This window comes from Advenella alkanexedens, assembly GCF_019132845.1.
In the GTDB taxonomy this organism is placed as follows: Bacteria; Pseudomonadota; Gammaproteobacteria; order Burkholderiales; family Burkholderiaceae_B; genus Advenella; species Advenella alkanexedens.
The window spans coordinates 313029-337222 of the sequence record NZ_JAHSPR010000002.1; the positions used below are offsets into that span (position 1 = coordinate 313029).

Annotated in this window: 24 protein-coding genes; 10 read left to right on the forward strand and 14 right to left on the reverse strand. The window is 51.0% G+C overall.

Features of this window, described 5'->3' with window-relative positions; translation table 11 throughout:
- The first annotated feature begins 31 nt into the window (after positions 1–31).
- Positions 32–1945 carry a phosphomethylpyrimidine synthase ThiC gene (gene thiC, locus KU392_RS03900; protein ID WP_169293576.1) on the forward strand — a complete coding sequence of 638 codons (1914 nt, stop codon included), beginning with the start codon at positions 32–34 and terminating at the stop codon, positions 1943–1945.
- 172 nt (positions 1946–2117) lie between these two features.
- On the opposite strand, the gene cysG is transcribed toward thiC, so the two are convergent.
- The 8 genes from cysG to KU392_RS03945 all read right to left on the reverse strand — a co-directional run bounded on the left by cysG (position 2118) and on the right by KU392_RS03945 (position 9962).
- Positions 2118–3491, reverse strand: coding sequence for a siroheme synthase CysG (cysG, locus tag KU392_RS03905; RefSeq protein WP_217734615.1), 1374 nt, complete (start codon positions 3489–3491; stop codon positions 2118–2120).
- 309 nt (positions 3492–3800) lie between these two features.
- Positions 3801–4949: a glutamate 5-kinase gene (gene proB, locus KU392_RS03910; protein ID WP_169293578.1), complete on the reverse strand. Its 1149-nt coding sequence runs from the start codon at positions 4947–4949 to the stop codon at positions 3801–3803.
- A 38-nt stretch (positions 4950–4987) separates the two neighbouring features.
- Positions 4988–6091, reverse strand: coding sequence for a GTPase ObgE (gene obgE, locus KU392_RS03915; protein ID WP_217734616.1), 1104 nt, complete (start codon positions 6089–6091; stop codon positions 4988–4990).
- 130 nt (positions 6092–6221) lie between these two features.
- Positions 6222–6482 (reverse strand): 50S ribosomal protein L27, encoded by a 261-nt coding sequence (gene rpmA, locus KU392_RS03920; RefSeq protein ID WP_169293580.1) that lies wholly within the window; start codon positions 6480–6482, stop codon positions 6222–6224.
- Between the two features lie 33 nt (positions 6483–6515).
- Entirely contained in the window at positions 6516–6827 is a 312-nt protein-coding gene (gene rplU / locus KU392_RS03930) for a 50S ribosomal protein L21 (RefSeq protein ID WP_169293581.1), read from the reverse strand.
- A gap of 142 nt (positions 6828–6969) precedes the next feature.
- A complete protein-coding gene (locus tag KU392_RS03935; protein WP_217734617.1) occupies positions 6970–8019 on the reverse strand; it encodes a DUF1853 family protein in 1050 nt (349 codons plus the stop codon).
- A gap of 6 nt (positions 8020–8025) precedes the next feature.
- Positions 8026–9252, reverse strand: coding sequence for a bifunctional glutamate N-acetyltransferase/amino-acid acetyltransferase ArgJ (gene argJ / locus KU392_RS03940; RefSeq protein ID WP_217734618.1), 1227 nt, complete (start codon positions 9250–9252; stop codon positions 8026–8028).
- Positions 9253–9542: 290 nt separating this feature from the next.
- The gene (locus KU392_RS03945) at positions 9543–9962 is read right to left on the reverse strand and encodes a hypothetical protein (RefSeq protein WP_217734619.1); all 420 of its coding nucleotides are present in this window, start codon (positions 9960–9962) and stop codon (positions 9543–9545) included.
- 295 nt (positions 9963–10257) lie between these two features.
- Between KU392_RS03945 and KU392_RS03950 the strand changes: the two genes are divergently transcribed.
- Together KU392_RS03950 and KU392_RS03955 are read left to right on the forward strand one after the other, a co-directional pair.
- Entirely contained in the window at positions 10258–12135 is a 1878-nt protein-coding gene (locus KU392_RS03950) for an AAA family ATPase (RefSeq protein WP_217734620.1), read from the forward strand.
- Positions 12119–13453: an McrC family protein gene (locus KU392_RS03955; protein ID WP_217734621.1), complete on the forward strand. Its 1335-nt coding sequence runs from the start codon at positions 12119–12121 to the stop codon at positions 13451–13453. The genes KU392_RS03950 and KU392_RS03955 overlap by 17 nt, the downstream gene beginning before the upstream one ends.
- Before the next feature lie 146 nt (positions 13454–13599).
- Here KU392_RS03955 and hemL read toward each other — a convergent pair whose 3' ends face one another.
- The 3 genes from hemL to thiD are packed head-to-tail and all read right to left on the reverse strand — an operon-like array spanning position 13600 to position 16332.
- Positions 13600–14877 (reverse strand): glutamate-1-semialdehyde 2,1-aminomutase, encoded by a 1278-nt coding sequence (gene hemL, locus KU392_RS03960; RefSeq protein WP_217734622.1) that lies wholly within the window; start codon positions 14875–14877, stop codon positions 13600–13602.
- A gap of 5 nt (positions 14878–14882) precedes the next feature.
- Positions 14883–15545, reverse strand: coding sequence for a thiamine phosphate synthase (thiE, locus tag KU392_RS03965; RefSeq protein ID WP_217734623.1), 663 nt, complete (start codon positions 15543–15545; stop codon positions 14883–14885).
- Positions 15538–16332: a bifunctional hydroxymethylpyrimidine kinase/phosphomethylpyrimidine kinase gene (thiD, locus tag KU392_RS03970; RefSeq protein WP_217734624.1), complete on the reverse strand. Its 795-nt coding sequence runs from the start codon at positions 16330–16332 to the stop codon at positions 15538–15540. The genes thiE and thiD overlap by 8 nt, the downstream gene beginning before the upstream one ends.
- Positions 16333–16458: 126 nt before the next feature.
- Between thiD and KU392_RS03975 the strand changes: the two genes are divergently transcribed.
- Genes KU392_RS03975 through KU392_RS04005 form a run of 7 tightly spaced genes read left to right on the forward strand, consistent with a single transcriptional unit; the run spans position 16459 to position 21186 of the window.
- Positions 16459–16623, forward strand: a complete 165-nt coding sequence (locus tag KU392_RS03975) for a rubredoxin (protein WP_169293587.1) — start codon at positions 16459–16461, stop codon at positions 16621–16623.
- A gap of 36 nt (positions 16624–16659) precedes the next feature.
- On the forward strand, positions 16660–17241 hold the full coding sequence (locus KU392_RS03980; protein WP_217734625.1) for a YqgE/AlgH family protein: 582 nt from the start codon (positions 16660–16662) through the stop codon (positions 17239–17241).
- Positions 17234–17629 carry a Holliday junction resolvase RuvX gene (ruvX, locus tag KU392_RS03985; RefSeq protein WP_169293589.1) on the forward strand — a complete coding sequence of 132 codons (396 nt, stop codon included), beginning with the start codon at positions 17234–17236 and terminating at the stop codon, positions 17627–17629. Before KU392_RS03980 ends, ruvX begins: the two co-directional genes overlap by 8 nt.
- Positions 17630–17668: 39 nt before the next feature.
- The gene (gene pyrR / locus KU392_RS03990) at positions 17669–18193 is read left to right on the forward strand and encodes a bifunctional pyr operon transcriptional regulator/uracil phosphoribosyltransferase PyrR (protein ID WP_169293590.1); all 525 of its coding nucleotides are present in this window, start codon (positions 17669–17671) and stop codon (positions 18191–18193) included.
- A complete protein-coding gene (locus tag KU392_RS03995; RefSeq protein ID WP_169293591.1) occupies positions 18186–19139 on the forward strand; it encodes an aspartate carbamoyltransferase catalytic subunit in 954 nt (317 codons plus the stop codon). The genes pyrR and KU392_RS03995 overlap by 8 nt, the downstream gene beginning before the upstream one ends.
- Positions 19136–20431 (forward strand): dihydroorotase, encoded by a 1296-nt coding sequence (locus KU392_RS04000; protein WP_169293592.1) that lies wholly within the window; start codon positions 19136–19138, stop codon positions 20429–20431. Before KU392_RS03995 ends, KU392_RS04000 begins: the two co-directional genes overlap by 4 nt.
- A gap of 2 nt (positions 20432–20433) precedes the next feature.
- The gene (locus KU392_RS04005) at positions 20434–21186 is read left to right on the forward strand and encodes a lysophospholipid acyltransferase family protein (protein WP_217734681.1); all 753 of its coding nucleotides are present in this window, start codon (positions 20434–20436) and stop codon (positions 21184–21186) included.
- A gap of 89 nt (positions 21187–21275) precedes the next feature.
- Here KU392_RS04005 and KU392_RS04010 read toward each other — a convergent pair whose 3' ends face one another.
- The 3 genes from KU392_RS04010 to mtgA all read right to left on the reverse strand — a co-directional run bounded on the left by KU392_RS04010 (position 21276) and on the right by mtgA (position 24087).
- On the reverse strand, positions 21276–22085 hold the full coding sequence (locus KU392_RS04010) for a symmetrical bis(5'-nucleosyl)-tetraphosphatase (RefSeq protein ID WP_169293593.1): 810 nt from the start codon (positions 22083–22085) through the stop codon (positions 21276–21278).
- A 2-nt stretch (positions 22086–22087) separates the two neighbouring features.
- Positions 22088–23272, reverse strand: a complete 1185-nt coding sequence (gene lptG, locus KU392_RS04015; protein ID WP_169293594.1) for an LPS export ABC transporter permease LptG — start codon at positions 23270–23272, stop codon at positions 22088–22090.
- A 155-nt stretch (positions 23273–23427) separates the two neighbouring features.
- The gene (gene mtgA / locus KU392_RS04020; RefSeq protein ID WP_246587315.1) at positions 23428–24087 is read right to left on the reverse strand and encodes a monofunctional biosynthetic peptidoglycan transglycosylase; all 660 of its coding nucleotides are present in this window, start codon (positions 24085–24087) and stop codon (positions 23428–23430) included.
- Positions 24088–24194 lie beyond the last annotated feature (107 nt).

Genomic DNA, 24194 nt, shown 5'->3' on the forward strand with positions numbered 1-24194 from the left:
TTCGGCTCCAATTTTTTCATTTGGAGCAATCATGAGCGCTAAACCCATTTTTTCCGCAGCCACTGCACAGGTTGACAATGCGGCTGTCCAGTCATTGCCACGGTCACGCAAAATTTATGAACAGGGGTCACGCCCTGATATTCGCGTGCCTTTTCGGGAAATCTCGCAAGATGACACCCCCACTATGTTTGGTGGTGAAAAGAACCCACCGCTGACGGTTTACGATACCAGCGGCCCTTATACCGATCCCACCGTGCGGATTGATATTCGAAAAGGCTTGCCGGCATTGCGCAACGCCTGGATTGAAGAGCGCAATGATACCGAAGTGCTGGGTGGCCCCAGCAGTGAATACGGGCGGCAGCGCCTGCAAGACCCGCAGCTGGCCGCCATGCGTTTTGAATTGCAGCGCCCGCCACGACGCGCCAGGGCCGGGCAAAACGTCACGCAAATGCACTATGCGCGCAAAGGGATTGTGACCCCTGAAATGGAGTTCGTGTCCATCCGTGAAAACATGCGGGTGGAGCAGTACCTGGAAAGCCTGCGCCAAAGTGGGCCCGAAGGGGAAAAACTGGCCGCACGCATCAGCCGCCAGCATCCGGGCCAGTCGTTTGGGGCATCCATTCCCCAGCGCATCACGCCGGAATTCGTGCGCGATGAAATTGCCCGTGGCCGTGCCATTATTCCGGCCAATATCAACCACCCTGAAATTGAACCGATGGTGATTGGCCGCAATTTCCTGGTAAAGATCAATGCCAATATTGGCAACTCGGCCTTGGGGTCGGGCATTCACGAAGAAGTGGAGAAAATGACCTGGGCCATCCGCTGGGGTGGCGATACGGTGATGGATTTGTCGACGGGTAAAAATATTCATGAAACCCGCGAGTGGATCATCCGCAATTCGCCGGTGCCGATTGGCACCGTGCCCATTTACCAGGCGCTGGAAAAAGTCGATGGCAAGGCCGAAGAATTGACTTGGGAAATTTTCCGGGACACCTTGATTGAACAGGCCGAGCAGGGTGTGGATTACTTCACCATTCATGCCGGTGTGCGTTTGCCTTTCATTCCCATGACCGCCAATCGCATGACGGGTATTGTGTCGCGGGGTGGTTCGATTATGGCCAAATGGTGCCTGGCGCATCACAAGGAAAGTTTCCTGTACGAGCATTTTGAAGATATTTGCGACATCATGAAAGCTTATGATGTGAGCTTCTCGCTGGGAGACGGCTTGCGCCCGGGCTCGGGTTACGATGCCAACGACGAAGCCCAGTTTGCCGAGCTGAAAACCCTGGGCGAATTAACCCAGGTGGCCTGGAAGCACGATGTGCAGGTCATGATTGAAGGTCCCGGTCATGTACCGATGCACCTGATTCGTGAAAACATGGACATGCAGCTGGAACATTGCCATGAAGCACCGTTTTATACGCTGGGCCCGCTCACTACCGATATTGCGCCCGGCTACGATCACATCACTTCAGGCATTGGGGCCGCCCTGATTGGCTGGTACGGTACCGCCATGCTTTGTTATGTAACCCCTAAAGAACACCTGGGTCTGCCCAATAAGAAAGATGTGAAAGATGGCATTATTACCTACAAAATTGCCGCTCATGCCGCTGATTTGGCCAAAGGGCATCCGGGCTCAGCCATTCGGGACAATGCCCTGTCCAAGGCACGTTTTGAGTTCCGCTGGGACGACCAGTTCAACCTGGGGCTTGACCCGGATACGGCCAAGGATTTTCATGATGAAACCCTGCCCAAAGATTCCATGAAAGTGGCGCATTTCTGCTCCATGTGCGGACCGCATTTTTGCAGCATGAAAATCACGCAGGACGTACGCGAATATGCCGAACAGCAGGGAATCAGTGACAAGGATGCCCTGCAAAAAGGCATGCAGGAAAAATCCATCGAGTTCGTGAAAAAAGGCGCTGAAATTTATCATCAGGCGTAAGAGGCGGAAGACTGATGGTTCCCACGCGGGAGCATGGGAACAAGAAGTTAGCATCTGGTCTCCACGCTCCTGCGTGGTGACCCCAGTCTCCCCTCGCAGCTCGTTCCCATGCTCCTGCGTGGGAATGCCTACCGCAGCCTGGTCCCCCAGCCACATCTGTGCACAGGAACGCCTAATCACCAAACCATTTCAAATTTGAATGAAGCCCGGCCGTTTCACCTACCACAATAAGGGCAGGGGCTTGCGCCAGTTTGGCCAGTTCAGGCAGTTGTGCCAGGGTACCGGTCTGAACCTGCTGGTTCTTGCGGGTACCATGGCTGATAATGGCAATGGGTGTGTTTTCTTTGCGGCCATGGGCAATCAGCTGGTGTGAAATTTCCTCGGCCTTGATGGTGCCCATGTAAATCACTAATGTCTGTTTGCCACGGGCCAGGGTTTTCCATTCCAGCTCATCACCATCGGGGCGGCAGTGGCCGGTAATGAACATGGCGGTTTGAGCGTGATCACGGTGTGTGAGCGGAATACCGGCATAGGCGGTTGCGCCCAGTGCCGCGGTAATGCCCGGAATCACCCGGTAAGCAATGTTTTCTTCACGCAGGGCTTCCAGTTCTTCGGCTCCACGGCCAAAGACAAACGGGTCGCCTCCTTTCAGGCGCACCACGCGCAGGCCCTGTTTGGCGTATTTGATCAGGCGCTGGTTGGTGTCTTCCTGGGCGACCGAATGCGCGCCTGCCCGTTTACCCACCGATTCCCGAATCGCATCACGGCGTACCAGTTCCAGGATTTCATCGCTGATCAGGGCATCGTACAATACGATATCGGCCTGCTGAATGGCTTGCAGCGCTTTTAAGGTAAGCAGCTCCGGGTCACCGGGGCCGGCACCGACCAGCGTGACTTCACCGGGCTGGCGGGTATGGCCATTCAGCTGTTGTTCCAGTTCTTCTTCGGCCTGTTGGGGTTGTCCGTTTGCCATCAGGGTGTTAAAACGGCTGGCAAACAGGTTCTCCCAGAAGCGGCGGCGTTCCGTGATGTTGCTCAGGCGCGCTTTGACCTGCTCGCGCCATTTGCCAGCCAGGCTGGCGACTTCACCTAAATGATGGGGAATCAGGGCTTCCAGTTTTTCCCGCAGCAGCCGGATCAGGACAGGAGAAGTGCCCTGGCTTGAAATGGCAATTTGAATGGGGGCACGGTCAATGACGGAGGGCAGGATGAAGGAGCAGAGCTCCTGGGTATCCACAATATTTACCAGTTTCTGGCGCCGCTCGGCTTCGCTGGCGATCTGGCGGTTCAGTGCTGCATTGTCGGTGGCACCAATAACCAGAAATACATCATTTAATTGCTCTGCCTGAAACGAGTCTGCAACATGGCTGATACGGTCTTCCTTGACCCATTGGGCCACTTCATCACAAAGCGCCTGGGCCACCACGCGCACCTGGGCACCGGCTTTGAGCAGGGAAGCAATTTTACGTGCGGCAACGTGGCCACCACCGACAACCAGGACGGGGCGCTTGTTGAGATTGGTGAAGATGGGGTAATAAGAAGACATCAGAAACCAGGAGCGATAAGAAACAATGATGGGATCTGATGAATGCTATATGAAATATTTAATAAATAAAAATAACTATTTCATTGATGTTTAAAACTGAAGGTTATATAAGGTTGTTGGCTATATTGGTGCCCATGCTCCAGCGTGGGCACCGGAAGGCATGCCAGCAGGAACTGGCGCAGGACTTCAGGCTTTATTGGCTCCCACGCGGGAGCGTGGGAGCCAGAAGGGCCTTTTGCGACAGCCTCGGGAGCGTGGTATTGGTGCCCATGCTCCAGCGTGGGCACCGGAAGGCACCGGCGCATGAACTCAGGCTTTGGCAAACTTGCGCAGCACCACCATATTGTTGCGGTGCATCAGTTCAGCGGCGGTCATTGAGCCCAGAATGGTTTCAATTTTATGGGTGGGCTGGCGCATGATGCGGCGGGTGTCTGAGGAGGAATAGTTGATCAGGCCGCGTGCATATTCAACATTGTTTTCATCCATGCAGGCCACTACATCGCCCCGTTCAAACTCACCATTGACGCGGATAACGCCCACGGGCAGCAGGCTTTTTCCTTGCAGGGTAAGGGCTTTGAGGGCACCTTCATCCAGGGTGATCTGGCCGCGCAGCCGCAGATGATCGGCCAGCCATTGTTTACGGGCAGAGCGTACCGCCACCGAGGCACGCAATTCGCTGCCAATGGATTCTCCCTGACTTAAGCGTTCAAGTACGTTAGGTTCACGGCCCGAGGCAATGACGGTATGTGCACCGCTATTGGCTGCACGTTTGGCCGCCAGCACTTTGGTGGCCATGCCACCGGTACCAATATTGGAGCCGGCGCCACCGGCCATTTCCTCAAGTGCAGGATCGCCTGCCGTGGCCACCGAGATGAGTTTGGCCTGTGGGTTCTTGCGTGGGTCGCTGTCATACAGGCCGCTTTGGTCAGTCAAAATAATTAAAACATCCGCCTCAATTAAATTGGTGACCAGGGCACCCAGCGTATCGTTGTCGCCCAGGCGGATTTCATCGGTAACCACGGTGTCGTTTTCGTTAACGATGGGAATGACCCCCAGATCAAGCAGGGTAAACAGGGTGGAACGGGCATTCAGATAGCGGTGGCGATCGGCCAGGTCTTCATGGGTTAACAAAATCTGGGCGGCGCACAGATTGTGCTCATGAAATGCGGTTTCATAGGCCTGAATCAGTCCCATTTGTCCGATTGCCGCGGCAGCCTGCAGTTCGTTCATGGCTTTGGGGCGGGTTTGCCAGTTAAGGCGTGCCATGCCTTCGGCCACTGAACCGCTGGATACCAGAACCACTTGCTTGTTTTGTTTCCTGAGCGCGGCAATTTGCGATGCCCACTGCCGGATGGCGGTGTTATCCAGGCCCTTGCCATTATTGGTAACAAGAGAAGAGCCCACTTTAATGACAATACGTTGGGCTGAATGAACGGCAGATTGGGGCACGGTGCTCATGATGTGAATCGGGAGAGAAACAAAAAATAAATGATTGATTAAAGGTTATGACGGGAATCATCAAAGCGCGGATCTTCAGGGGTATAGTTTTCCTGCTGTTTATCCTGCTCGAGATGTTCTTGAGCCTTGACTTTGTCGAGGTACTCTTGCAAAGCCCAGACCAGTTCTTGCGTGCCTTCGCCGCTAAGGGCTGAAATGGCAAATACCGGGCCATCCCATCCGAATTCCTGGCAGAAGCGTTGTTTGATTTCTTCCGGGTTTTCAAGCATATCCAGTTTGTTAAGCACCAGCCAGCGGGGCTTGTTGTACAGTTCCGCATCGTACAGGCGCAGTTCTTCCACAATGGCTTTTGCATCAGCCACGGCTTTTTCGACGGGATCGACATCGGGATCAAGGGAGGAAACATCGACCAGGTGCAGCAATACCCGGGTACGGGTAAGGTGGCGCAGGAACAGGTGGCCCAGGCCAGCCCCTTCGGATGCCCCTTCAATTAAACCGGGAATGTCGGCCACGACAAAACTGCGAGCCGCCGAGGTGCGCACCACACCCAGGTTGGGGTGCAGCGTGGTAAACGGATAATCGGCAATTTTAGGTTTGGCGTTGGAAATTTTGGTGATAAGGGTGGATTTGCCGGCATTGGGCATGCCCAGCAGGCCCACATCGGCCAGTACCTTCAATTCCATTCTCAGTTTGCGCTGTTCACCTTCGGTACCATGGGTAAACTGGCGCGGTGCGCGATTGACGCTGGATTTGAAATGCAGGTTACCCAAGCCGCCCTGGCCGCCCGCTGCCAGGGTGACTTGTTCACCGTGGCGATCCAGGTCGAACAGCTGCTCGCCTGTTTCATAGTCATAAATAACCGTGCCGACGGGAACCCGCAAGGTAATATCGGGTGCGGCTGCACCGTACTGGTCGGAGCCTCGGCCATTTTCACCGTTTTTGGCACGGTGCAGGCGGGCATAGCGAAAATCGATAAGGGTATTGATATTGCGGTCGGCGATGGCATAAATGCTACCGCCACGACCGCCGTCTCCGCCGTCGGGGCCGCCTTTGGGAATAAATTTTTCACGCCGGAAGCTGGCTGCGCCATTGCCGCCTTTTCCTGCGATCACTTCGATGGTGGCTTCGTCTACGAATTTCATGGTTCGCTTTTCTGCTTATAAACAGTTATTCTAAATCCAAATTGCGTTAGCTGCATTTCGGAAGGGGATAAAAATAAAAATGCCGCTCACCTGATAGAGTGAACGGCATTGATTGTTTTTGAAACTGCGCTTATTCAGCAGCAATAACAGAAACGGTTTGCTTGTTGAGTGCGCCTTTTACAGAGAACTGTACGCTGCCATCAACCAATGCAAATAAAGTGTGGTCTTTGCCGATACCTACGTTGGTTCCGGGGTGGAAACGAGTGCCACGCTGACGAACAATGATGGATCCTGCCGGGATTACCTGACCACCGTACGCTTTAACACCCAGACGTTTGGATTCTGAGTCGCGGCCGTTGCGGGTTGAGCCGCCGCCTTTCTTTTGTGCCATGATTAGCTCCTGCTGTATTAAGGTAAGTCGAAATTAAGCTGTGATAGCTTCGATAACGATTTGTGTGTAATTTTGGCGATGGCCTTGGTGACGCTGATAGTGCTTGCGACGGCGCATTTTGAAAATTTTCACTTTATCGTGACGACCCTGTGCAAGAACCTTTGCTTTCACCACAGCACCAGCAACTAAAGGAGTACCAACCTTGATTGATTCACCTTCGCCTACTGACAAAACCTGGTCTAGCGAGATTTCTTGCCCAATGTCAGCCGGTATCTGTTCTATCTTAAGTTTTTGACCTTCGGCAACACGATACTGTTTGCCACCGGTTTTTATGACCGCGTACATATGGTTTAACCTCAAAAATAATTAAGTAACATAGCAAAATTTATGCTAAGCCTTGCATTTTATCCTGCTTGCTTCTGAAAAGTCAAATAAATCAATTGCTTGATGAAATAAAGTTGGGTACCTGGGGGGATGGGTGTGGTTTTCAGGCACGTGCCCAGGTATGGCCCGTCACAAAGCCGCGATGGTTTTCCCGGTAAAGTCCGGGATGCGCCGGGTCTTCCTGGAGGGCAGCAAGCAGGAGGGGTTCGGCAGGGTGGTTATCGGCAAGGAAATGCAGGCCAAGCTGTTGCTGTAACTGCGAGGCATCAAGTGTTTGTCCGGATGTCGCCCATGCTTCGGATAACCAGTTCAGCCGGGGCAGGACAAGCCAGCGAATGTTGTCGGGCTGGCGGGCAAGGCGGGCCAGGAAATCGGGCAGACGCAGCCACCAGCCTTTATTATGAGCCGGATTCAGGCAGTCAAGCGTGGTTTTTCCTGGGAACAGATAGCTGTCCCAATCGCTACCTTGCAAGGGATAAAACAGCCAGCCTTTCAGGTAAATCCCCCATTCATCCACCTGCCTGCCCAGCCGGGTGGTAATTTGCTCATGAGCGGACAGTTGCAATTGGTGGTTAAACAGACGTTGTGTTTTTCTGTATAGCGTATCGTGCAACTGGGTGCCAACGAAACGATGCAATTCCTTGTTGGCCTGCCCGTCAGTAGGCAGATCGGGCGCTTCAGATAAGGGCACGTAAAGGTAAAGCTTGACGGCCAGTTCCCAGTGATGAATGGCTCCGGTTTTGTTTTCCTGCCAAATGTAATCTACTTCTCCCAGCGTTTTACGGCCTTTTTCCGGGGCAACCGGTTCCAGGTGAATAGGGTGGTGGTGCAGTAAAAGCCGGGTGTCCTGGCAGTGGTCCAGCCCCAGTTTCAGAAGGTGTTCGGCATATAGACCCAGACGCCTGAAGCGGGTTTCCGTTTGGGGCGTCAAAGCCATCGGATGTTGCTGCTCTTGGTACATCCATTGCATGATGTGTTGCAGGCAATGATCCGGAAAGCGGGCGGGGGGGTAAGAGGCAAAGCCGGGTGCCAGCAAGGGTTGGGTATGCAGCAGCCAGTACAGGTCGCGCCAGGCCTGGCAGGGTAATGTGGGCTGTTTGGCAGAAAAAAACCGGTCAACGACAGGCGTGACCGGTTTTTGTGGGACAGTCATGTCGTATCAGGAACGGTAATCTGCGTTAATGGTGACGTACTCATGAGAGAAGTCGCAGGTGTAAACTGTCTCGGTCACATCGCCGCGACCCAGGGAAATGCGCACCAGGATTTCGGCTTCGTTCATGACGCGTTGGCCATCTTCTTCCTGGTAAGCCGGGGAGCGGCCGCCGTTTTCGGCTACCAGCACATCACCCAGCCATAAGCGGGTTTTGTTCACGTCAAGGTCTTCGATACCCGCGTAACCCACCGCAGCCAGAATGCGGCCCAGGTTTGGATCGGAAGCATAAAACGCGGTTTTCACCAGTGGTGAGTGGGCAATGGCATAAGCAACTTTAAGTGCTTCTTCGGAATTGCCTGCGTCTTCAATGCGAACGGTAATGAATTTGGTGGCCCCTTCGGCATCGCGTACGATTTTTTGTGCCAGCTCGCGAGCCATGGCAGTCAGTTCGTTCTTGATGGTTTCGTAGTGAGGGCTGCTGGTGTTGTCTACCTGAATGCCACTTTGACCGGTGGCGGCTACGATGAAAGAGTCATTGGTGGAGGTGTCGCCATCAACCGTGATACGGTTGAAAGAATGATTGGCAATGTCCAGGGTGAGTGACTTGAGCAGCTGGGGCTCGATATCGGCATCGGTTGCCAGGAAGCCCAGCATGGTTGCCATGTTGGGGCGAATCATGCCAGCGCCTTTGCTGATACCGGTAAAGGTAACGGTTCTGCCCTCAATCTGGATTTGCCGGGAACAGATTTTGGGCAGGGTGTCAGTGGTCATGATGCCATAAGCGGCTTTCATCCACTCGTTTTTACCCAAGGCATTGATGGCCTTTGGCAGGGCGGCAATGATTTTATCGCTAGGCAGGGGTTCAAGGATGACGCCGGTTGAAAAAGGCAGGATTTGCTCTTCCAGAACACCCAGTTCTTTGGCCAGGGCATGACAAGTGGCATATGCACGGTCAAGGCCATCGGCACCGCTACCTGCGTTGGCATTGCCGGTGTTGATAAGCAGGGCACGGATGTCATGACCGGCTTGCAGACGCGACTCGCATATTTGAACAGGCGCTGCACGAAAACGGTTTTTGGTAAAAACACCTGCCACGGCAGTACCTGGACTGAATTTGAAAACGGTAAGATCTTTACGGTTTTCTTTTTTGATACCGGCCTCGGTTACACCGATTTCTACGCCTGCGACAGGAAAAATATCTGTTTCACTGGGAATATGAAGATTGACAGCCATTCTGCTTTTCTGCCCTTGGGATTATGGAATACCCTTAATAATAACCGTAAATAACTGGAGATGCTATAAAAAGTGGTAGGGCTGAAAAAAATTGGGGAGTGATGGTAAAGCGATGTGCTAGAAAAAAGTGCATCTTAATCCTTAGTCCGGCATTTGATTCATCTTTCCGTAGAGGTCATTGGATCAGGCAAAGATGAAAATGCTGATAAATCAGTGGTAAAGCTTATGTATCGTGGATCTTGAGTTAGAGCATTTTTAGACCATGGCGTCATGACCCTTGATTGAACAGCTCATTCTTCATCAGGAGACCGCTGTAGTTTTAGGGCTGTTTCCAATGGTAAATAGCAAAAGTGAACGTCAGGATATTTCATGGATCCATCAGGATTTTCCAGATATTCTTGAAGTAGCATATATTTTTCATTTTCTACGTCATAAGGGGTATCTAAGTAAATCCTGCCGTCATAACCATATCTTTGCCAACCGTTACGCCAGTTAATATGGCCACATTCATGCCATTGGTAATTATTATTATCCAGCCAGTTGATGATCATTTTTCTTGCCTGGTAATCTTCCCAATACCATTCGCTATTTTCGTCATCAAGAAAAAATGAAGGGGTTAACGGTTCAATATATGGGCCAAAAGTGATATATAAAATGCCACGTTGTTGTTTGCGGGCTATTTCATCAAGATGGTAGATGAGTTGGGGCATGAGTTTTCAGATTCTCCTGAAATAAAATGTGCGGGATTGGGATAGCTTTGGTTTTCCTGAGTTCGTACTAATAAAACCTTACTATTTTCTTGAACATCGAATCGCGTGATGTTTATTCGTCAGTTTGGTCGGTTTAGAGCCAAAACGAACAGGAATTCAGGTTTCGGATATGCTTGCTCCTAAAAGTATGTGTTGAAAAGATAACACCCAACTTCACATATTAGGTATCATCTTGATATGTCTTAAAATTTATTTACTATTTACAATAATTTTTTACAAAGGGGTTGAGTAAGAAATGGCTCGTTCAAACGATAGCAATAGCAATAAAATATATGAAATAGCAAAGGATTTTCGTGAGAAATGCCTGTTCGATGACTGTTCCCTCATTTCGGGGAAGGGTGATATTTGGAAATTAGAGAATTTACAAAAAATCCATAACTGTTTTATTGCAAAGCCTGATACAACAGCTACACTTACTTTTATTGAAAAATTTGAAAATCAGATCAAGCCAGAAGGAAATGAAGTGATCCAGCTTGCAGCAGAGCTGTTGTGTGTGTACTTCTTGTTTCCATCCAGTGTTCGAGGAGTGCAAAAGCGAAAAGTAGTTAATGAGGTGCTTGGGTGGGTTGATAGCGAGCCACAACAACTTAGGGACGACCATCCTATTTCCAAAGCCTTTGAATACGGACTCGGTAGCGGTGGTTACGGTTACAATACTCGTCGTCCATTTGAGTTGGCTTTTCTCATAACTTTTATGTTGGGATGGAAAAACCTATCTCTACAAGAAAAACAGGACAAAATAGGGAAGCCGTGGGAGTTCCAAAATTATTTAGATATGATTCAAATTCCTGAGAGTTTAGATGACTCTCGGTCTTATAACGCTGGTTCCTGTCAGATTCGCCATATGTTGCTGCACCTACTCTTTCCTGAGAGCTTTGAAAACATTGCGACCAATAACCATAAGCGACAAATAATTGATAAATTCTCAGGCCTTATTGAAAACGAGGTCACAGAAAACCAAGACCTAAATCTCTTTAATATACGTGCAAAGCTAGAAAATTTAATCCCAGGCAAAGAGCTGGATTTTTACAAGGATCCGCTAAGAGCTGCTTGGTATGATGAAACCACAGACGCCTCTGAGGATATTGCACCTGTAGAAGCGCTTTTAATAAAAAAACAAATTGTCTTGTATGGCCCACCAGGGACCGGGAAAACATATCGGGCTAAACAATTGGCTGAAAAGGTCATTCGCGCTGCTGCCTTGGATAATTGGACAGCAGCACAATATTTTGAATCAGAAGCCGAAATTAAAAAAGCGATCCTTAATAATACACATCGATTACAGCTTCACCCCTCTTATGGTTATGAAGACTTTGTGCGAGGATTACACATAAATGCTGAGGGGGCAACAGAGTATCGCTTAGGCTATCTGCCCGAATTAATTAAAAAAATAGAGGATCAAAAAAAGAGTGGTGAAAAAGCGGGTGGCTTGCCACACGTACTAATTCTTGATGAAATGAATCGTACCGATTTGAGTCGAATGTTAGGTGAGTGTTTCTCGTTATTGGAGGATAGGGATCAAACGATTGATTTACCCGCACGTAATTCAAATGGAACAACCCTGACGCTTCGTATTCCTGACAATCTTTTTGTCATTGGGACGATGAACCTTATTGATCAATCTATTGAGCAAATTGACTTTGCCCTGCGGCGACGTTTTTTGTGGTTGTCTTGTCCATTTAATGCCGATGCGCTACTTGTCGCCGCCGAAAGTAGATGGAAAGAAAGAAAGAGGGATAAAAATGCCTTGCCAAGCTGGGAACGCGTTGAACCTGATTTTCAACGGTTGGCAGTTTCAGCCAGCAATTTGAATAATAAGATTAAAAATAGCCAATTACTGGGTTCCCAATATGAAATTGGGCATACATACTTCCTTGATATTGTTGATTTTCTGTATAAGTTTATCGATAACTCTTCCTCAAGAAAAAACAACCACCTATGGAATAATAAAGGCAATGCACTTGAGCCGGTTTATCTGCTATGGAAATTATCTTTGCAGCCTTTACTGGAGCAGTATCTAATGGGGTACGACACCAATGCACGTAATGAGGAATTAAAGGGGTTGTCCGAGGTGTTTCTGAAAGCTGGGGATTGGGATGATAGTAGAAGCTAAAGACTGCTCTAAGCTTAAAATGCCATCATCTAAAGAGCTGCCCAAAGAAGAATTGGTTAATTGGTTGAGCGATGTGGCATCAAATGTTAAGGCAAAAAATTTAACCATCTCAGTTTCTGGCAGTACAAGTCAGGATAATGACGAACGTATTGTTCATTGTGACAGGGAAGGAACCTGGTGGACAGGTCGCTATATTGGGACACTTTCGTATAAAGGGCACTGTCTGAATATTCAGCCACGTTTCGGGTTAGATACAATTCGGGATTGGCTTATTGAAGCGACCTCAGTGGTAACCACTAATGTTCAGGGAGAGCTGCAAAGCAATAGCTCCTTCATTATTCAATTATTGGCATATGTATGGGTACAAGGCATTATTGAGGCGGCCCGTCATGGGTTACCATCCTTGCGTCGTGACGTGACTGTCAAGAGCGCTACAATCAGGGGGCGGCTTGACGTCTCCAAATCAATCCGGCTTATTGCTGCTCGTCAAGGTCAGGTCATTTCAGTACATTCTGAAAAATCCTTGGATCATGCTGCTTCATGTGCAATCATTGCCGCTTATCGAGTCTTACGTAAAGGGCTCGGAATACCTGACGAAAAATGGATGCCTTCACGAGCCATTGAGCTTGTGCATCAGCTCCTGGCTGTTACTGGTCCCCACCCTACTGTACCCACTCAACAAGAACTTGAAAAAGTTCGTTATACACCCATCACTATAGGATTCGCAAAAATTGCAGAACTCTCTCGCCAGATCGCCAATAGGCAAGGATTAACTACTGAAATAAGTAAAGGTGAGGTTAAGGGCCTGCTCCTTGATGTTGCTGAACTTTGGGAATTGTATGTGCTGAGCGTACTTGGAAAAGGATCGGCGGCATTATCTGTTAGTCATGGGACGAGGGAGAGAAGCGCATCGAAGTTTCTGCTTAGCAGTGATATTAATAAGCGGCTGCTTGGAAAATTAATGCCTGATGGAATTCTCTATGAACAGGGGAATATCAAAGGAGTAGTCGATGCAAAGTATAAGTCTATTTTTCCTTCTCCAACAGCGCCCGATGGCCCTCAGCGTGAAGACCTTTATCAAATGGCAGCTTATTTAGGTCGGTTTAAGTCTCAAGAGGATGGTTTTGCATGGGGATTACTGGCGTACCCTCAAGATCCCTTAAAAACATACCTTTCAGAAGTGGAAAAAAATAGCCCATGGAGTCTTGATCAAAAAAAGAAGATTTTCTTTGCGGCTTTGCCGCATAAAGCAATTGAGGCAACAGACAAAATACGAGGTATTGTTGAGCAGATGAATAACTTGAGTTTTTCAAAATAATAGTTGAAGCGCCAACAAGTATTTTACAAAAAGGTAGCTATGGTCATGTAAGCATTCCCCCAATACCGTATTGGGAGAATGTTTGCTATAAGTCCATGAACAGGCTGAAACCTCTGAATAGGGCCTCAATGCCACTCACCCATCAATCAAATAGCCGCAAAAGCCTTCTCCGCCGCATCCAGCGTTTGGGCAATAATGGCGTCATCGTGTTTGGCCGATACAAAACCCGCCTCAAAAGCAGACGGTGCCAAATGAACACCCTGATCCAGCATGGCATGGAAAAACACTTTGAAGGCTTCAACATTTGAGTCGGACACCTCAGCAAAGCTGGTGGGAATGCTTTCGCGGAAATACAGGCCGAACATGCCGCCTACCGAATCGGCGCAGAATGTTACACCGGCGGCCTTGGCGCGCTCGCTTAGGCCATTGACCAGTTTCTGGGTTTGCGCCGCCAGGTTTTCATAAAAGCCGGGGCGACCCAGGATGTCCAGGGTGGCCAGGCCGGCGGCAACCGAGACCGGGTTGCCGGAAAGCGTGCCTGCCTGGTACACCGCGCCCAATGGGGCAATGTGTTTCATGACATCGGCACGGCCACCAAAGGCGCCTACCGGCATGCCACCGCCAATTACTTTGGCCAGGGTGGTCAGGTCGGGGGTAACACCGCTTAAACCTTGCACGCCTTGTGGGCCAGCCCGAAAACCGGTCATCACTTCATCAAAAATCAGCAGGGCACCGTATTGTGTGCACAATTCACGCAGGCCTTCCAGGAAGCCGGGGGCCGGCTTGATCAGGTTCATGTTGCCGGCAATGGGCTCAACGATAATGCAGGCAATGTCATCGCCATGCTGTTTGAAGGCTTCACTAACGGCATCAAGGTCGTTGTAGTCAAGCACGATGGTGTGTGTCACGAACTCGGGCGGCACACCGGCAGAAGTGGGGTTGCCAAAGGTGAGCAGACCCGAACCGGCCTTGACCAGCAGGCTGTCGGCATGACCATGGTAGCAGCCTTCAAATTTAATGATTTTGGCGCGGCCGGTGGCACCACGGGCCAGGCGAATGGCGCTCATGGTGGCCTCGGTGCCCGAACTGACCAGACGAACCTGCTCAATGGAGGGCAGGCGCTTGATGATGGCTTCGGCCAGCAGGGTTTCACCTTCGGTGGGCGCGCCAAACGAAAGACCGTTAACCGCTGCGTCTTGCACGGCCTTGACAACTTCAGGGTGGGCATGGCCCACAATGGCAGGGCCCCATGAGCCCAGGTAATCAATGTATTGCTTGCCGTCGGCATCCCAGATATGAGCATCGCGTGCCTTGCTGATGAAGCGGGGTGTGCCGCCTACCGAGCGGAACGCACGGACGGGAGAGTTGACGCCGCCAGGAATGGATTGTGCGGCGCGAGCAAAGAGTTCTTCGTTACGTGACATGAGATTCAGTTTTCAAAAAGGTTGGAAAGGGCCTGGGCCGTACTGCGGATATCGGTTTGTTCAAACAGTCCGGAAATGACGGAAATACTGTCCGCACCGGCCTGGATGACGCTTTGGGCATTATGGATGTCTATGCCGCCAATACCCACCAGGGCGGGGCGTGGAGATTGGTTTTGTACCAGCAGTCTGGCAGCGGGAAAAAGATCAAGGGTCGCTTTTTCGGCCTCGGGTTTGACCTGTGAGGCAAACAGTGCGCCAAAGGCGACATAGTCCAGGTCCTGTTCGATGGCCTGCCGGGCCTTGTCCAGCTCATTGTAGCAGGACACGCCAATCAGCAGCGGTGCCTGCCGGTGGTGGCTGGCCGCCTGTTGCCGGACATACACGGGATCTGCGTCTTCACGGCCAAGATGAACGCCGTCTGCGTCAATGGCCAGGGCCAGCTTCCAGTCGTCATTAATGAAAAATAGCGTGCCGTGCTGTTTGCAGATTCCGGCAACCTTGGCGGCCTGTTCAAGGGCCGTTTCAAACGGCGTGTTTTTGCGGCGCCATTGCAGTACATTCATGCCGCCTTCGCAGGCCTGTTCAATGGCTTTGTAGAGTTTTTCAATGTCGTCCCAGGCGGGGGTAATGCCATACAGCCCTCGGGGGAAACGCAGTTTTTCAGTCATGGTCAAATTGATTGGGCATGGGTTTTCCCATGCCTAAGGGGTAGCATTGTTCAAGTATTGATTGGGTGTATTGTATTGCTTTTTCAGAGGCTTGCAAAACGGGCATGCCTTTGGCCAGGTAACAGCAAAGGGCCGTGCTGGCAATGTCTCCGGCTTCGGGGTGGCGGTCGGGAAAATAAGCGCTCACAAGCTCCGTGCCTTCAGGGCTGTACAGGATGTTGGTTTTTTTTCTGTCCTCAAGTGGTTGACCCAGCAACAGGCAATGGCGGGCACCTTGCCCAAGGATGAACTGGATGAGATCTTGTGTGTTGCTGTTGTCTTCGCCGGCCCATTGATTGGCGTACGTGTGGTCAAGTACCACGGTGTGCGCCAGGGGCAGCAACAAGTCCTTGACCGCGCTGATGATGTCTTCAATATCTTCAGGGTCAGGGCTGTTAAGGGTGTTGAAAAAGGTTTTGCCCAGATCCACCACCAAAGGCGCGGTGTCGTAATCGGCAGCGATTTGCGCGATGATGCTGACGGTTTCGGTCGAACAAAAACCATTGGCCTTGATGGCCTGGATGGCACAGTCTTCCAGCAGGCAGCGGGCCTGGTTGTTCAATATTTCCGGGTCAACTGGATGGATGGATTCGGTGGCGGCGGTGTCCTGGACGGCCAGGGCGGTGATTGAGGCCAGCGGGTGGCATTTCAGGCGGTTGGCCGTAATCGCTCCGGCGGGCAGACCGAACCGTCCGCTGGGGTCGAAAACATTGAAAAATAATACGGTTGCGGGTAAGGAATTGGACACAATCTGGCTTTGTTTCTGTACTATTGGGATTATTGGATTGTAGCCATTTTCGATAAATCAAATATCGGGAATGATTTCAAACTAAAATTAAGGTTTCATTTATATTTATTGTTGGAAAGTATCTCTATGCGCACTTGGATGTGTTTGATTTGTGGTTGGGTTTATGACGAAGAAGCCGGCTTGCCCGAAGAGGGTATTGCACCGGGTACCAAATGGGAAGATGTACCGCCAAATTGGGTCTGTCCCGAATGCGGTGCCCGCAAGGAAGATTTCGAGATGATGGAAATCTGATCAACAGTAAGAACAAAATAATCCAGGGAGTCAATCATGGAAGAACAGTCAGCGCCAACAGAGCCCGGTTTCATGAGCATGGCCAACCAGTTCCTGATGGCCATGCCTTCACATAACTCAGACCTTTTTGAAGGCGGGGTTATTTATGTTTGCGAGCATTCAGAGCAGGGCGCACTGGGCCTGCTGTTAAACCGACCCACCGACTTGTCCGTGAAAACCCTGCTCGAAAGGCTGGAACTTGACGTTCAGGAATCGGACCCCAAAGGGATTGTTTTTTATGGTGGTCCGGTCCAGACAGACCGGGGTTTTGTGTTGCACAGTCCGGTTCGCAACTACCGTTCAAGCGTTGTTTTGGGTGATATGGCTTTAACCACGTCACGCGATGTCCTTGAAGATGTGGCCAAGGGTACCGGCCCTGAAAAAGTGTTTATATCACTGGGTTATTCGGGTTGGAATGCCGGGCAGCTGGAACAGGAAATTGCCGATAATGCCTGGCTGAATGTCGATGCCGACATGTCGGTGATTTTTGACAAGGCACCCGCCGAACGTTATGTGGCGGCCCTGGCCCTGCTGGGCATTGAGCCTTCTGCCCTGTCAGGTGAATCCGGGCATGCCTGAGCAGACTTTTCTGGCCTTTGATTTCGGCCTGAAGAAAATTGGCGTTGCAATTGGCAACAGCCTGACCAAAAGCGCCCGTCCGCTGTGTATCCTGAGGCCTGCCACCAAACAGGCCCGTTTCGAGCAAATCGCTCAACTACTGAACGAGTGGCAGCCCGATTGTGTCATAGTCGGCCTGCCGCTCACGCTCGAGGGCCAGGAACAGCCCGCCTCATTGCAAAGCCGGCGTTTTGCCAACCAGCTTAACGGGCGATTCGCCGTCAAGGTTGAGCTGGTCGATGAACGGGGCTCCAGTCTGGAGGCCCAGTCGTACCTGGGCAACAACGATGATGATGATGCGGTGGCCGCATCCATTATTTTGCAACGTTATCTGGATAAGCTGGCGTAAAATGACAAAACATGATTTTGACAATTACAGGAAGAAACAATGGAGTTAACTCTACCTAGAGCGGAAGACTTGTATGCGCATATGAAAGCGGGCATTGAAGATCTTCTTGGGAAACTTGACCCTGACTTGGTGCACCTGGTTGGCATTTATTCGGGGGGTGCCTGGTTGGTGGAACGGTTGCAAAAAGACCTCAAGCTGAAAAATCCCTCCGGCGTGATCAACACCAGTCTGTATCGGGACGATTTTCATAAAATCGGCCTGCATTCGCAGGTTCTGCCCAGCTCCATTCCCTTTGAGGTCAATGGCAAGCATATCATCATGGTGGACGATATTTTGTATACCGGTCGCACCACAAGGGCTGCCATCAACGAGCTTTTCGATTACGGGCGTCCCGCTTCCATTTCCCTGGCCGTACTTATTGACCGTGGTGGCCGTGAGCTGCCGGTAGCCCCCAATATATGCGGCGGCGTGATTCCCCTGGAAAAAGGAACCAATTTTGTGTTGTCACAAAATGAACAAAGATTATTTGATATTGATTTAAAAAAGGAAAACGTCGGTGCATAATCCTCAGCTTAATCGACACGGAGAGTTAACGCATTTACTGAGTACAGAGGGATTGCCCAAAGATATTCTGACTCACATCCTGGATACTGCACAAACTTTTGTTCCCCTGGCGGAACGGGAAGTCAAGAAAGTGCCGCTGTTGCGTGGCAAGAGCGTTTTCAATCTTTTCTTTGAAAACTCAACACGTACCAGAACCACGTTCGAGATTGCGGCAAAGCGTTTGTCAGCAGATGTATTCAACCTGAATATCAATGCCTCATCTACGGCCAAAGGCGAGTCCCTGCTGGACACCATCAGTAATTTGACGGCCATGCAGGCCGATATTTTTGTGGTCAGGCACGAAGCCAGCGGTGCGCCTTATCTTATCGCCCAGCATGTCGAACCGCATATTCATGTGGTTAATGCGGGTGATGGCCGTCATGCACACCCCACCCAGGGTCTGCTTGATATGTACACGATCCGTCATTTCAAGAAAGACTTTTCCAATTTAACGGTCGCCATTGTGGGTGACATTTTGCATTCGCGCGTGGCCCGTTCCGACATTCATGCACTCACTACACTGGGAGCGGCAGAAATTCGTGCGATTGCCCCACTAACCCTGTTGCCGGGTGGACTTGAGCAAATGGGGGTTCGTGTCTTCACGAATATGGAGCAGGGTCTGAAAGACGTGGATGTGATTATCATGCTGCGTCTGCAAAACGAACGCATGAAAGGGGCACTATTGCCTTCTTCGCAAGAGTATTTCAAGCATTATGGCTTAACACGGGAAAAACTTGCTTATGCCAAACCTGATGCCATCGTCATGCATCCTGGCCCCATGAACCGGGGGGTTGAAATTGATTCTGCTGTTGCCGATGGCGATCAGGCGGTCATTCTGAACCAGGTGAATTTTGGTATTGCAGTCCGGATGGCTGTTATGAGTATTGTGGCAGGAGCTAGTCAGTGAAAATCTTGATTAAAAACGGTCGTTTGCTTGATCCCAAAAACGGCATTGACCAGACATGTGATATTTCAATTGCTTCCGGACGCGTGGTGGGCATTGGCAAGGCGGATCCTTCGTTCGAGGCCAAACGCGTTATTGATGCGCAAGGGCTGGCGGTCGTGCCTGGCCTGGTCGATTTGTCTGTCCGTTTGCGTGAGCCCGGTTTCGAGCACCGCGCAACCCTTGAGTCCGAGATGCATGCCTCGCTGGCAGGTGGTGTGACCAGCCTGGTCATTCCTCCGGATACCGATCCGGTACTTGATGAGCCCGGGCTGGTGGAAATGCTGAAACACCGCGCCAAACAGCTTAATCAGGCCAATCTATACCCATTGGGTGCCATGACGCAGGGTCTGAAAGGAGAAATCATCACTGAAATGGCTGAGCTGACCGAAGCCGGCTGTGTGGCGTTTTCTCAGGCGGTGCGTCCATTAATTGATTACGGTGTGCTGTTCCGTACCATGCAGTATGCCAAAACCTTCGACTATACCTTGTGGCTATATCCCTTCGATGCGGGCTTGTCCAAGGGGGGCGTAGCCGCCAGTGGGCCATTTGCTTCGCGTACGGGACTGGCAGGTGTGCCTGTGCAGGCTGAAACCATTGCCTTGCATGCCCTGTTCGAGTTGCAAAAAAGCACGGGTGTGCGTTTGCACTTGTGCCGGGTTTCAAGTGCGGCCGGGCTGGATCTGGTACGCAAGGCCAAGGCCGAAGGCTTGCCGGTCAGTTGTGATGTGTCTATCAACCAGATTCACCTGATCGACCAGGACATCGGTTTTTTTGACAGCAATTATCGTCTGGATCCACCTTTACGTTCACAGCGTGACCGTGATGCGATCCGTCAGGGCCTGGCCGATGGCACGATTGATGCCATTTGTTCCGATCATACGCCTGTTGACGATGATGGCAAGCTCCTGCCGTTTTCCGAGGCGGAGCAGGGTGCGACCGGTGTGGAACTGTTATTCTCCCTGGTTTATAAATGGGCCCTGGAAACCAAAACCCCGGTATTGGACGCATTGGCCAAAATCACCACACAGCCGGCCTCCATTCTGTTGTCCGGTGCGCCTGCCCTGCCACCTTGCGGTCAGCTGGATATTGGTGCGCCTGCTGATTTGGCGCTGGTGGATCTTGACGCTGCCTGGGTTGTCAACCGTGAAACCATTTTCAGCCAAAGCTGCCATACGCCATTTTTTGGCTATGAACTGCCGGCCAAGGTCAAAATGACCCTGGTGAGTGGACGGGTTGTGTGGGAGTCGGCTTGATTCTGCGAATAATGCTTTTCAGCATAAGGGTTTTTTTTCTGATCCTTATGCTGGCGTTTGGCCTGGTAAGCACCTCCTTGCTGTATCCATTGCTTAAGCAGTCCTCACGCGACATTATCACCCGTTGCTGGTCACGTCATTTGATGAAAGTCTGTGGCGTGCGTATTGTGGTTGAAGGGCAGCCTATCCTGAAAGGCGCGGTCATGTGGGTGGCCAACCATGTTTCATGGATCGATATCTTTATCCTGAACAGTTGTCGCACGACCTCATTTATTGCAAAAAGTGAAATCAGGAGCTGGCCGGTGATTGGCTGGCTGGTGGCATCGGTTGGCACGATTTTTATCGAACGGGGCCAGCGTCATGCCATTTCCCGGGTGAGCAAGTCTATTCTTGGGCTTTTCGGCAACGGGGCCTGTGTTGGCCTGTTCCCTGAAGGGACAACCACCGATGGTATGGATATGCGTTCCTTGCATACCAGCCTGTTTGAGCCACCGCTCAGGGCGATGGTGCCCATTCAGCCGGTGGCGCTTGTCTTCACGCAGCATGGCCGGCGCAGTGGTGCGGTGGCCTTTGTGGGTGAGCAGACTCTGGTGAACAATATCTGGCACTTGCTAAGTTCACGGGGTGTGCTGGTTTATGTCCGTTTTCTTGAACCGCTTAATCAGCCTGGTGTGCCGGTAGAGGCCACACGGACTGAAATTGCCGGTGAAATTCGTACGGCTATTATTCAGGAACTGAAAAAAGAGCTGGCCTGAGCAAATCCTGGGTATGCAATAAAAAAACCACTATTCCAATTTGAGCGGAATAGTGGTTTTTTTATGAGGTGGACTTTATGATTGTGGGGTTAATTTACAGCCGCGATTTGTATCAGCTTTCTGTCGTTAAGACGGATGGCGGTTAACTTGCCTCCCCATACGCAGCCGGTGTCAAGGGCAATCAGGTGCTCACGCAGCAGTAATCCCAGTGTGGACCAATGGCCAAAAATAATGGTGTCATCGACGGTTTTACGACCGGGAACCTCGAACCAGGGGATCAGGCCCTTGTCGCTGCCTGGCGCTTCCTTGGATGCAAAATCCATATGGCCTTTGCTGGTGCATAAACGGATGCGGGTAAGCGCATTGATAATCACCCGCAGGCGCTTTGAACCTTCGAGGGATTCTTTCCATTGAGAGGGTTCATTGCCATACATGTTCTGCAGGTTTTTTTTCCAGTCCCGGGAGCGCAGGGATTCTGCCGCCTCATTGGCCAGGCGCAAGGTGGTGGCCAGATCCCACTTGGCCATGACACCTGCATGGACCATCAGGTGTCCGTAATCGTAATGGGCCAGCGGGCGGTGCCTGAGCCAATTGATCAGGTCCCTGGCATCCTTGGCATTCAGGATATCGTCGATGGTATCTGATTTGTTTTGTCGCCGGATGCCGGCATAAACAGCCAGCAAGTGCAGGTCATGGTTGCCCAGGATGCAAACGGCCCTGTCACCCAGTTCAATCAGCCGTCTTAGCGTGCGCAATGACTCCGGGCCGCGGTTGGTCAGGTCACCGGCAAACCATAATTCACAGTTGGGATCGTCTTTGATTTCAGGTTGTTCCAGTAATGCATCAAGTGCCTTACAGCAGCCCTGTAAGTCACCAACAGCCCAAACGTTTTTATTCATGATTAACCTTGTTGTTTTGACTTTTTCTTGTCAGTTTCGGTTGTATGGTTTTTTGTGGTTCGTTTGGCTTCCATAAAGTATAACGCCATCAGGGCCACAGCCAGACCGAGCAGATTGGGTGCCAAAGCGGTTATCCAGGCGGGAAGGTTGTTCAACATGCCTAGGTTAAGGGACAGCTGGTTGAACATGAAAAACGCCACACCCAGCAAAATGCCTATGAACACTTTTGCACCAACGCCACCGCTGCGGGTTTGAACGAAGCTGATGGGAGCGGCAATGGTCATCATGACCAGCAAGGTAAAGGGATAACTTCCTTTGCGCCATAAAGCCACGAATTGCCGGTTGGTTTGCAAATTGTTGTCATCAAGGTAGCTAATATAATCAAGTAGCGAGATGACGGACATTTTTTCCGGCTGTAACTCACCTGCCAGCAGGCGATCTGGCGTCAGGGTGGTTTGCAGGGTTAAAGAAGGGAGGGACACGATTTTCGCGACCGCATTGACCGGGTCATTGGGGTCGGCCAGGGCTTCTTCAATGTTGACGGTGCTTTGGGTTTGCGCCACATCGTTCAGGGTCAGGGTGTTGTCCTGGAAAAAACCGTTCTGGGCGTGGGAGAAATGCAGGAATTGCCCGTTGGTTTTGTCGTAGGTAATAATGCGGATGTCCTGGACGTTGCCGTTGTCTGACAGCGTACCAATATTGATGACCCGGGCATTGCCTTCCGGATCGGGTTCGCGAAACCAGTAACCACTGCTCATGCGTCCACCTTTGGCCTTGCCCAGGAACTTCAGGCTGAGTTCGCTGGTTTTGATTTCGGCCGCCGGTGCGGCAAATTCGGATAGCACCAGGGCGCCGCCCATGATAGGGATGCAAATCACCCAAAGCATGAGCAGCAGCTTGGCACTGCTGACACCGGACACTCGCAAAATAACCAGTTCATTGCGTTGCGCCAGGCCGGCCAGGGCCATGGTGGCCCCAATTAGCAGCCCGATAGGCAGCAAGTCATACAGCCGGGTGGGTATTTGCAGGGATTCCAGGTATAAAAGGGACAGCAGGGAAAAATTATCGTTGACTTTATCCAGCTCGTCGATGAGGGAAAAAAAAGTAAACAGACCCAGCAACACCAGCAGGACAGCAGTAGTGGCTCGGTATATTTCACTGGCAAGATAACGACGGGCAGTTTGCATGTAAGCGGAAAAAATAAAATTATTTACAAATTATAAGGGTATTGTTGTGATGCTGAGGGTTCGTATCGTAAGCAACTGCCTTGGATTGTAACTTTTAAATGAGTGGCAAACCCATCCTGAATACGTGAAAATGTTAATTTCTGGCAACAGCCGGTTTATTGCGTTTCGGGGATTTTTGCCGATTTCATTCTTGCCTGGATAGTCCGTGTGCGTGATTGCACATAGCGGCTGCCAATGTTGGCACCGTAAACCCTGGGATTGGGTAACAAGACGGCCAGCTGGGCTGCCTGTTTTTGGCTGAGCTTGCTGGCATCGGTTTTGTAATAGTGCTGGCTGGCTGCCTGTGCACCAAAAATACCGGTGCCCCATTCGGCCAGGTTCAAGTACAGTTCCAGAATGCGTTCTTTGGACATGACCGTTTCAAGCATAAAGGTAATGATTAGTTCCTGGCCTTTTCTGATATAGCTGCGATCATTGGACAGGAACAGGTTTTTGGCCAGTTGCTGGGAAATGGTGGAGCCTCCGCGGATTTTATTCCTGCCTTTTTCGCTTTGTGCCGTATTGTAGCGCCAGGCCTGCTCAATGGCGTCCCATTCAATACCGCCATGGGAGACGAAGTTGGCGTCTTCAGAGGCAATCACGGCTTTTTTCAGATTGTCGCTAATCTGATCGTAACTGACCCACTCATAACGAATGGCGACGGGCGGGTTTCTTTGGGAAAGGATTGATGCCTGCTGGCTCATTATGGCACTGCCCCATGGGTTGAAGATGCTATACCAGCATACCCACAGGAACAGCCAGACCTGGTAAAGCATAACAAGACCTGCAGCAGCAACGGCCAGTTGACACAAGGTGCTGGCAAGCGACTGTTGCCGGATTTTTTGCGGATATTGGCGTAACCGGGTCAACAGGGATTGCAGCA

What these genes read in the sequence shown, in the direction of transcription:
- thiC (WP_169293576.1), top strand. Translation starts at nt 32, where the DNA reads ATGAGCGCTAAACCCATTTTTTCCGCAGCCACTGCACAGGTTGACAAT.
- cysG (WP_217734615.1), bottom strand. Translation starts at nt 3,491, where the DNA reads ATGTCTTCTTATTACCCCATCTTCACCAATCTCAACAAGCGCCCCGTC.
- proB (WP_169293578.1), bottom strand. Translation starts at nt 4,949, where the DNA reads ATGAGCACCGTGCCCCAATCTGCCGTTCATTCAGCCCAACGTATTGTC.
- obgE (WP_217734616.1), bottom strand. Translation starts at nt 6,091, where the DNA reads ATGAAATTCGTAGACGAAGCCACCATCGAAGTGATCGCAGGAAAAGGC.
- rpmA (WP_169293580.1), bottom strand. Translation starts at nt 6,482, where the DNA reads ATGGCACAAAAGAAAGGCGGCGGCTCAACCCGCAACGGCCGCGACTCA.
- rplU (WP_169293581.1), bottom strand. Translation starts at nt 6,827, where the DNA reads ATGTACGCGGTCATAAAAACCGGTGGCAAACAGTATCGTGTTGCCGAA.
- KU392_RS03935 (WP_217734617.1), bottom strand. Translation starts at nt 8,019, where the DNA reads ATGACTGTCCCACAAAAACCGGTCACGCCTGTCGTTGACCGGTTTTTT.
- argJ (WP_217734618.1), bottom strand. Translation starts at nt 9,252, where the DNA reads ATGGCTGTCAATCTTCATATTCCCAGTGAAACAGATATTTTTCCTGTC.
- KU392_RS03945 (WP_217734619.1), bottom strand. Translation starts at nt 9,962, where the DNA reads ATGCCCCAACTCATCTACCATCTTGATGAAATAGCCCGCAAACAACAA.
- KU392_RS03950 (WP_217734620.1), top strand. Translation starts at nt 10,258, where the DNA reads ATGGCTCGTTCAAACGATAGCAATAGCAATAAAATATATGAAATAGCA.
- KU392_RS03955 (WP_217734621.1), top strand. Translation starts at nt 12,119, where the DNA reads ATGATAGTAGAAGCTAAAGACTGCTCTAAGCTTAAAATGCCATCATCT.
- hemL (WP_217734622.1), bottom strand. Translation starts at nt 14,877, where the DNA reads ATGTCACGTAACGAAGAACTCTTTGCTCGCGCCGCACAATCCATTCCT.
- thiE (WP_217734623.1), bottom strand. Translation starts at nt 15,545, where the DNA reads ATGACTGAAAAACTGCGTTTCCCCCGAGGGCTGTATGGCATTACCCCC.
- KU392_RS03975 (WP_169293587.1), top strand. Translation starts at nt 16,459, where the DNA reads ATGCGCACTTGGATGTGTTTGATTTGTGGTTGGGTTTATGACGAAGAA.
- KU392_RS03980 (WP_217734625.1), top strand. Translation starts at nt 16,660, where the DNA reads ATGGAAGAACAGTCAGCGCCAACAGAGCCCGGTTTCATGAGCATGGCC.
- ruvX (WP_169293589.1), top strand. Translation starts at nt 17,234, where the DNA reads ATGCCTGAGCAGACTTTTCTGGCCTTTGATTTCGGCCTGAAGAAAATT.
- pyrR (WP_169293590.1), top strand. Translation starts at nt 17,669, where the DNA reads ATGGAGTTAACTCTACCTAGAGCGGAAGACTTGTATGCGCATATGAAA.
- KU392_RS04010 (WP_169293593.1), bottom strand. Translation starts at nt 22,085, where the DNA reads ATGAATAAAAACGTTTGGGCTGTTGGTGACTTACAGGGCTGCTGTAAG.
- lptG (WP_169293594.1), bottom strand. Translation starts at nt 23,272, where the DNA reads ATGCAAACTGCCCGTCGTTATCTTGCCAGTGAAATATACCGAGCCACT.
- mtgA (WP_246587315.1), bottom strand. Translation starts at nt 24,087, where the DNA reads ATGCTTTACCAGGTCTGGCTGTTCCTGTGGGTATGCTGGTATAGCATC.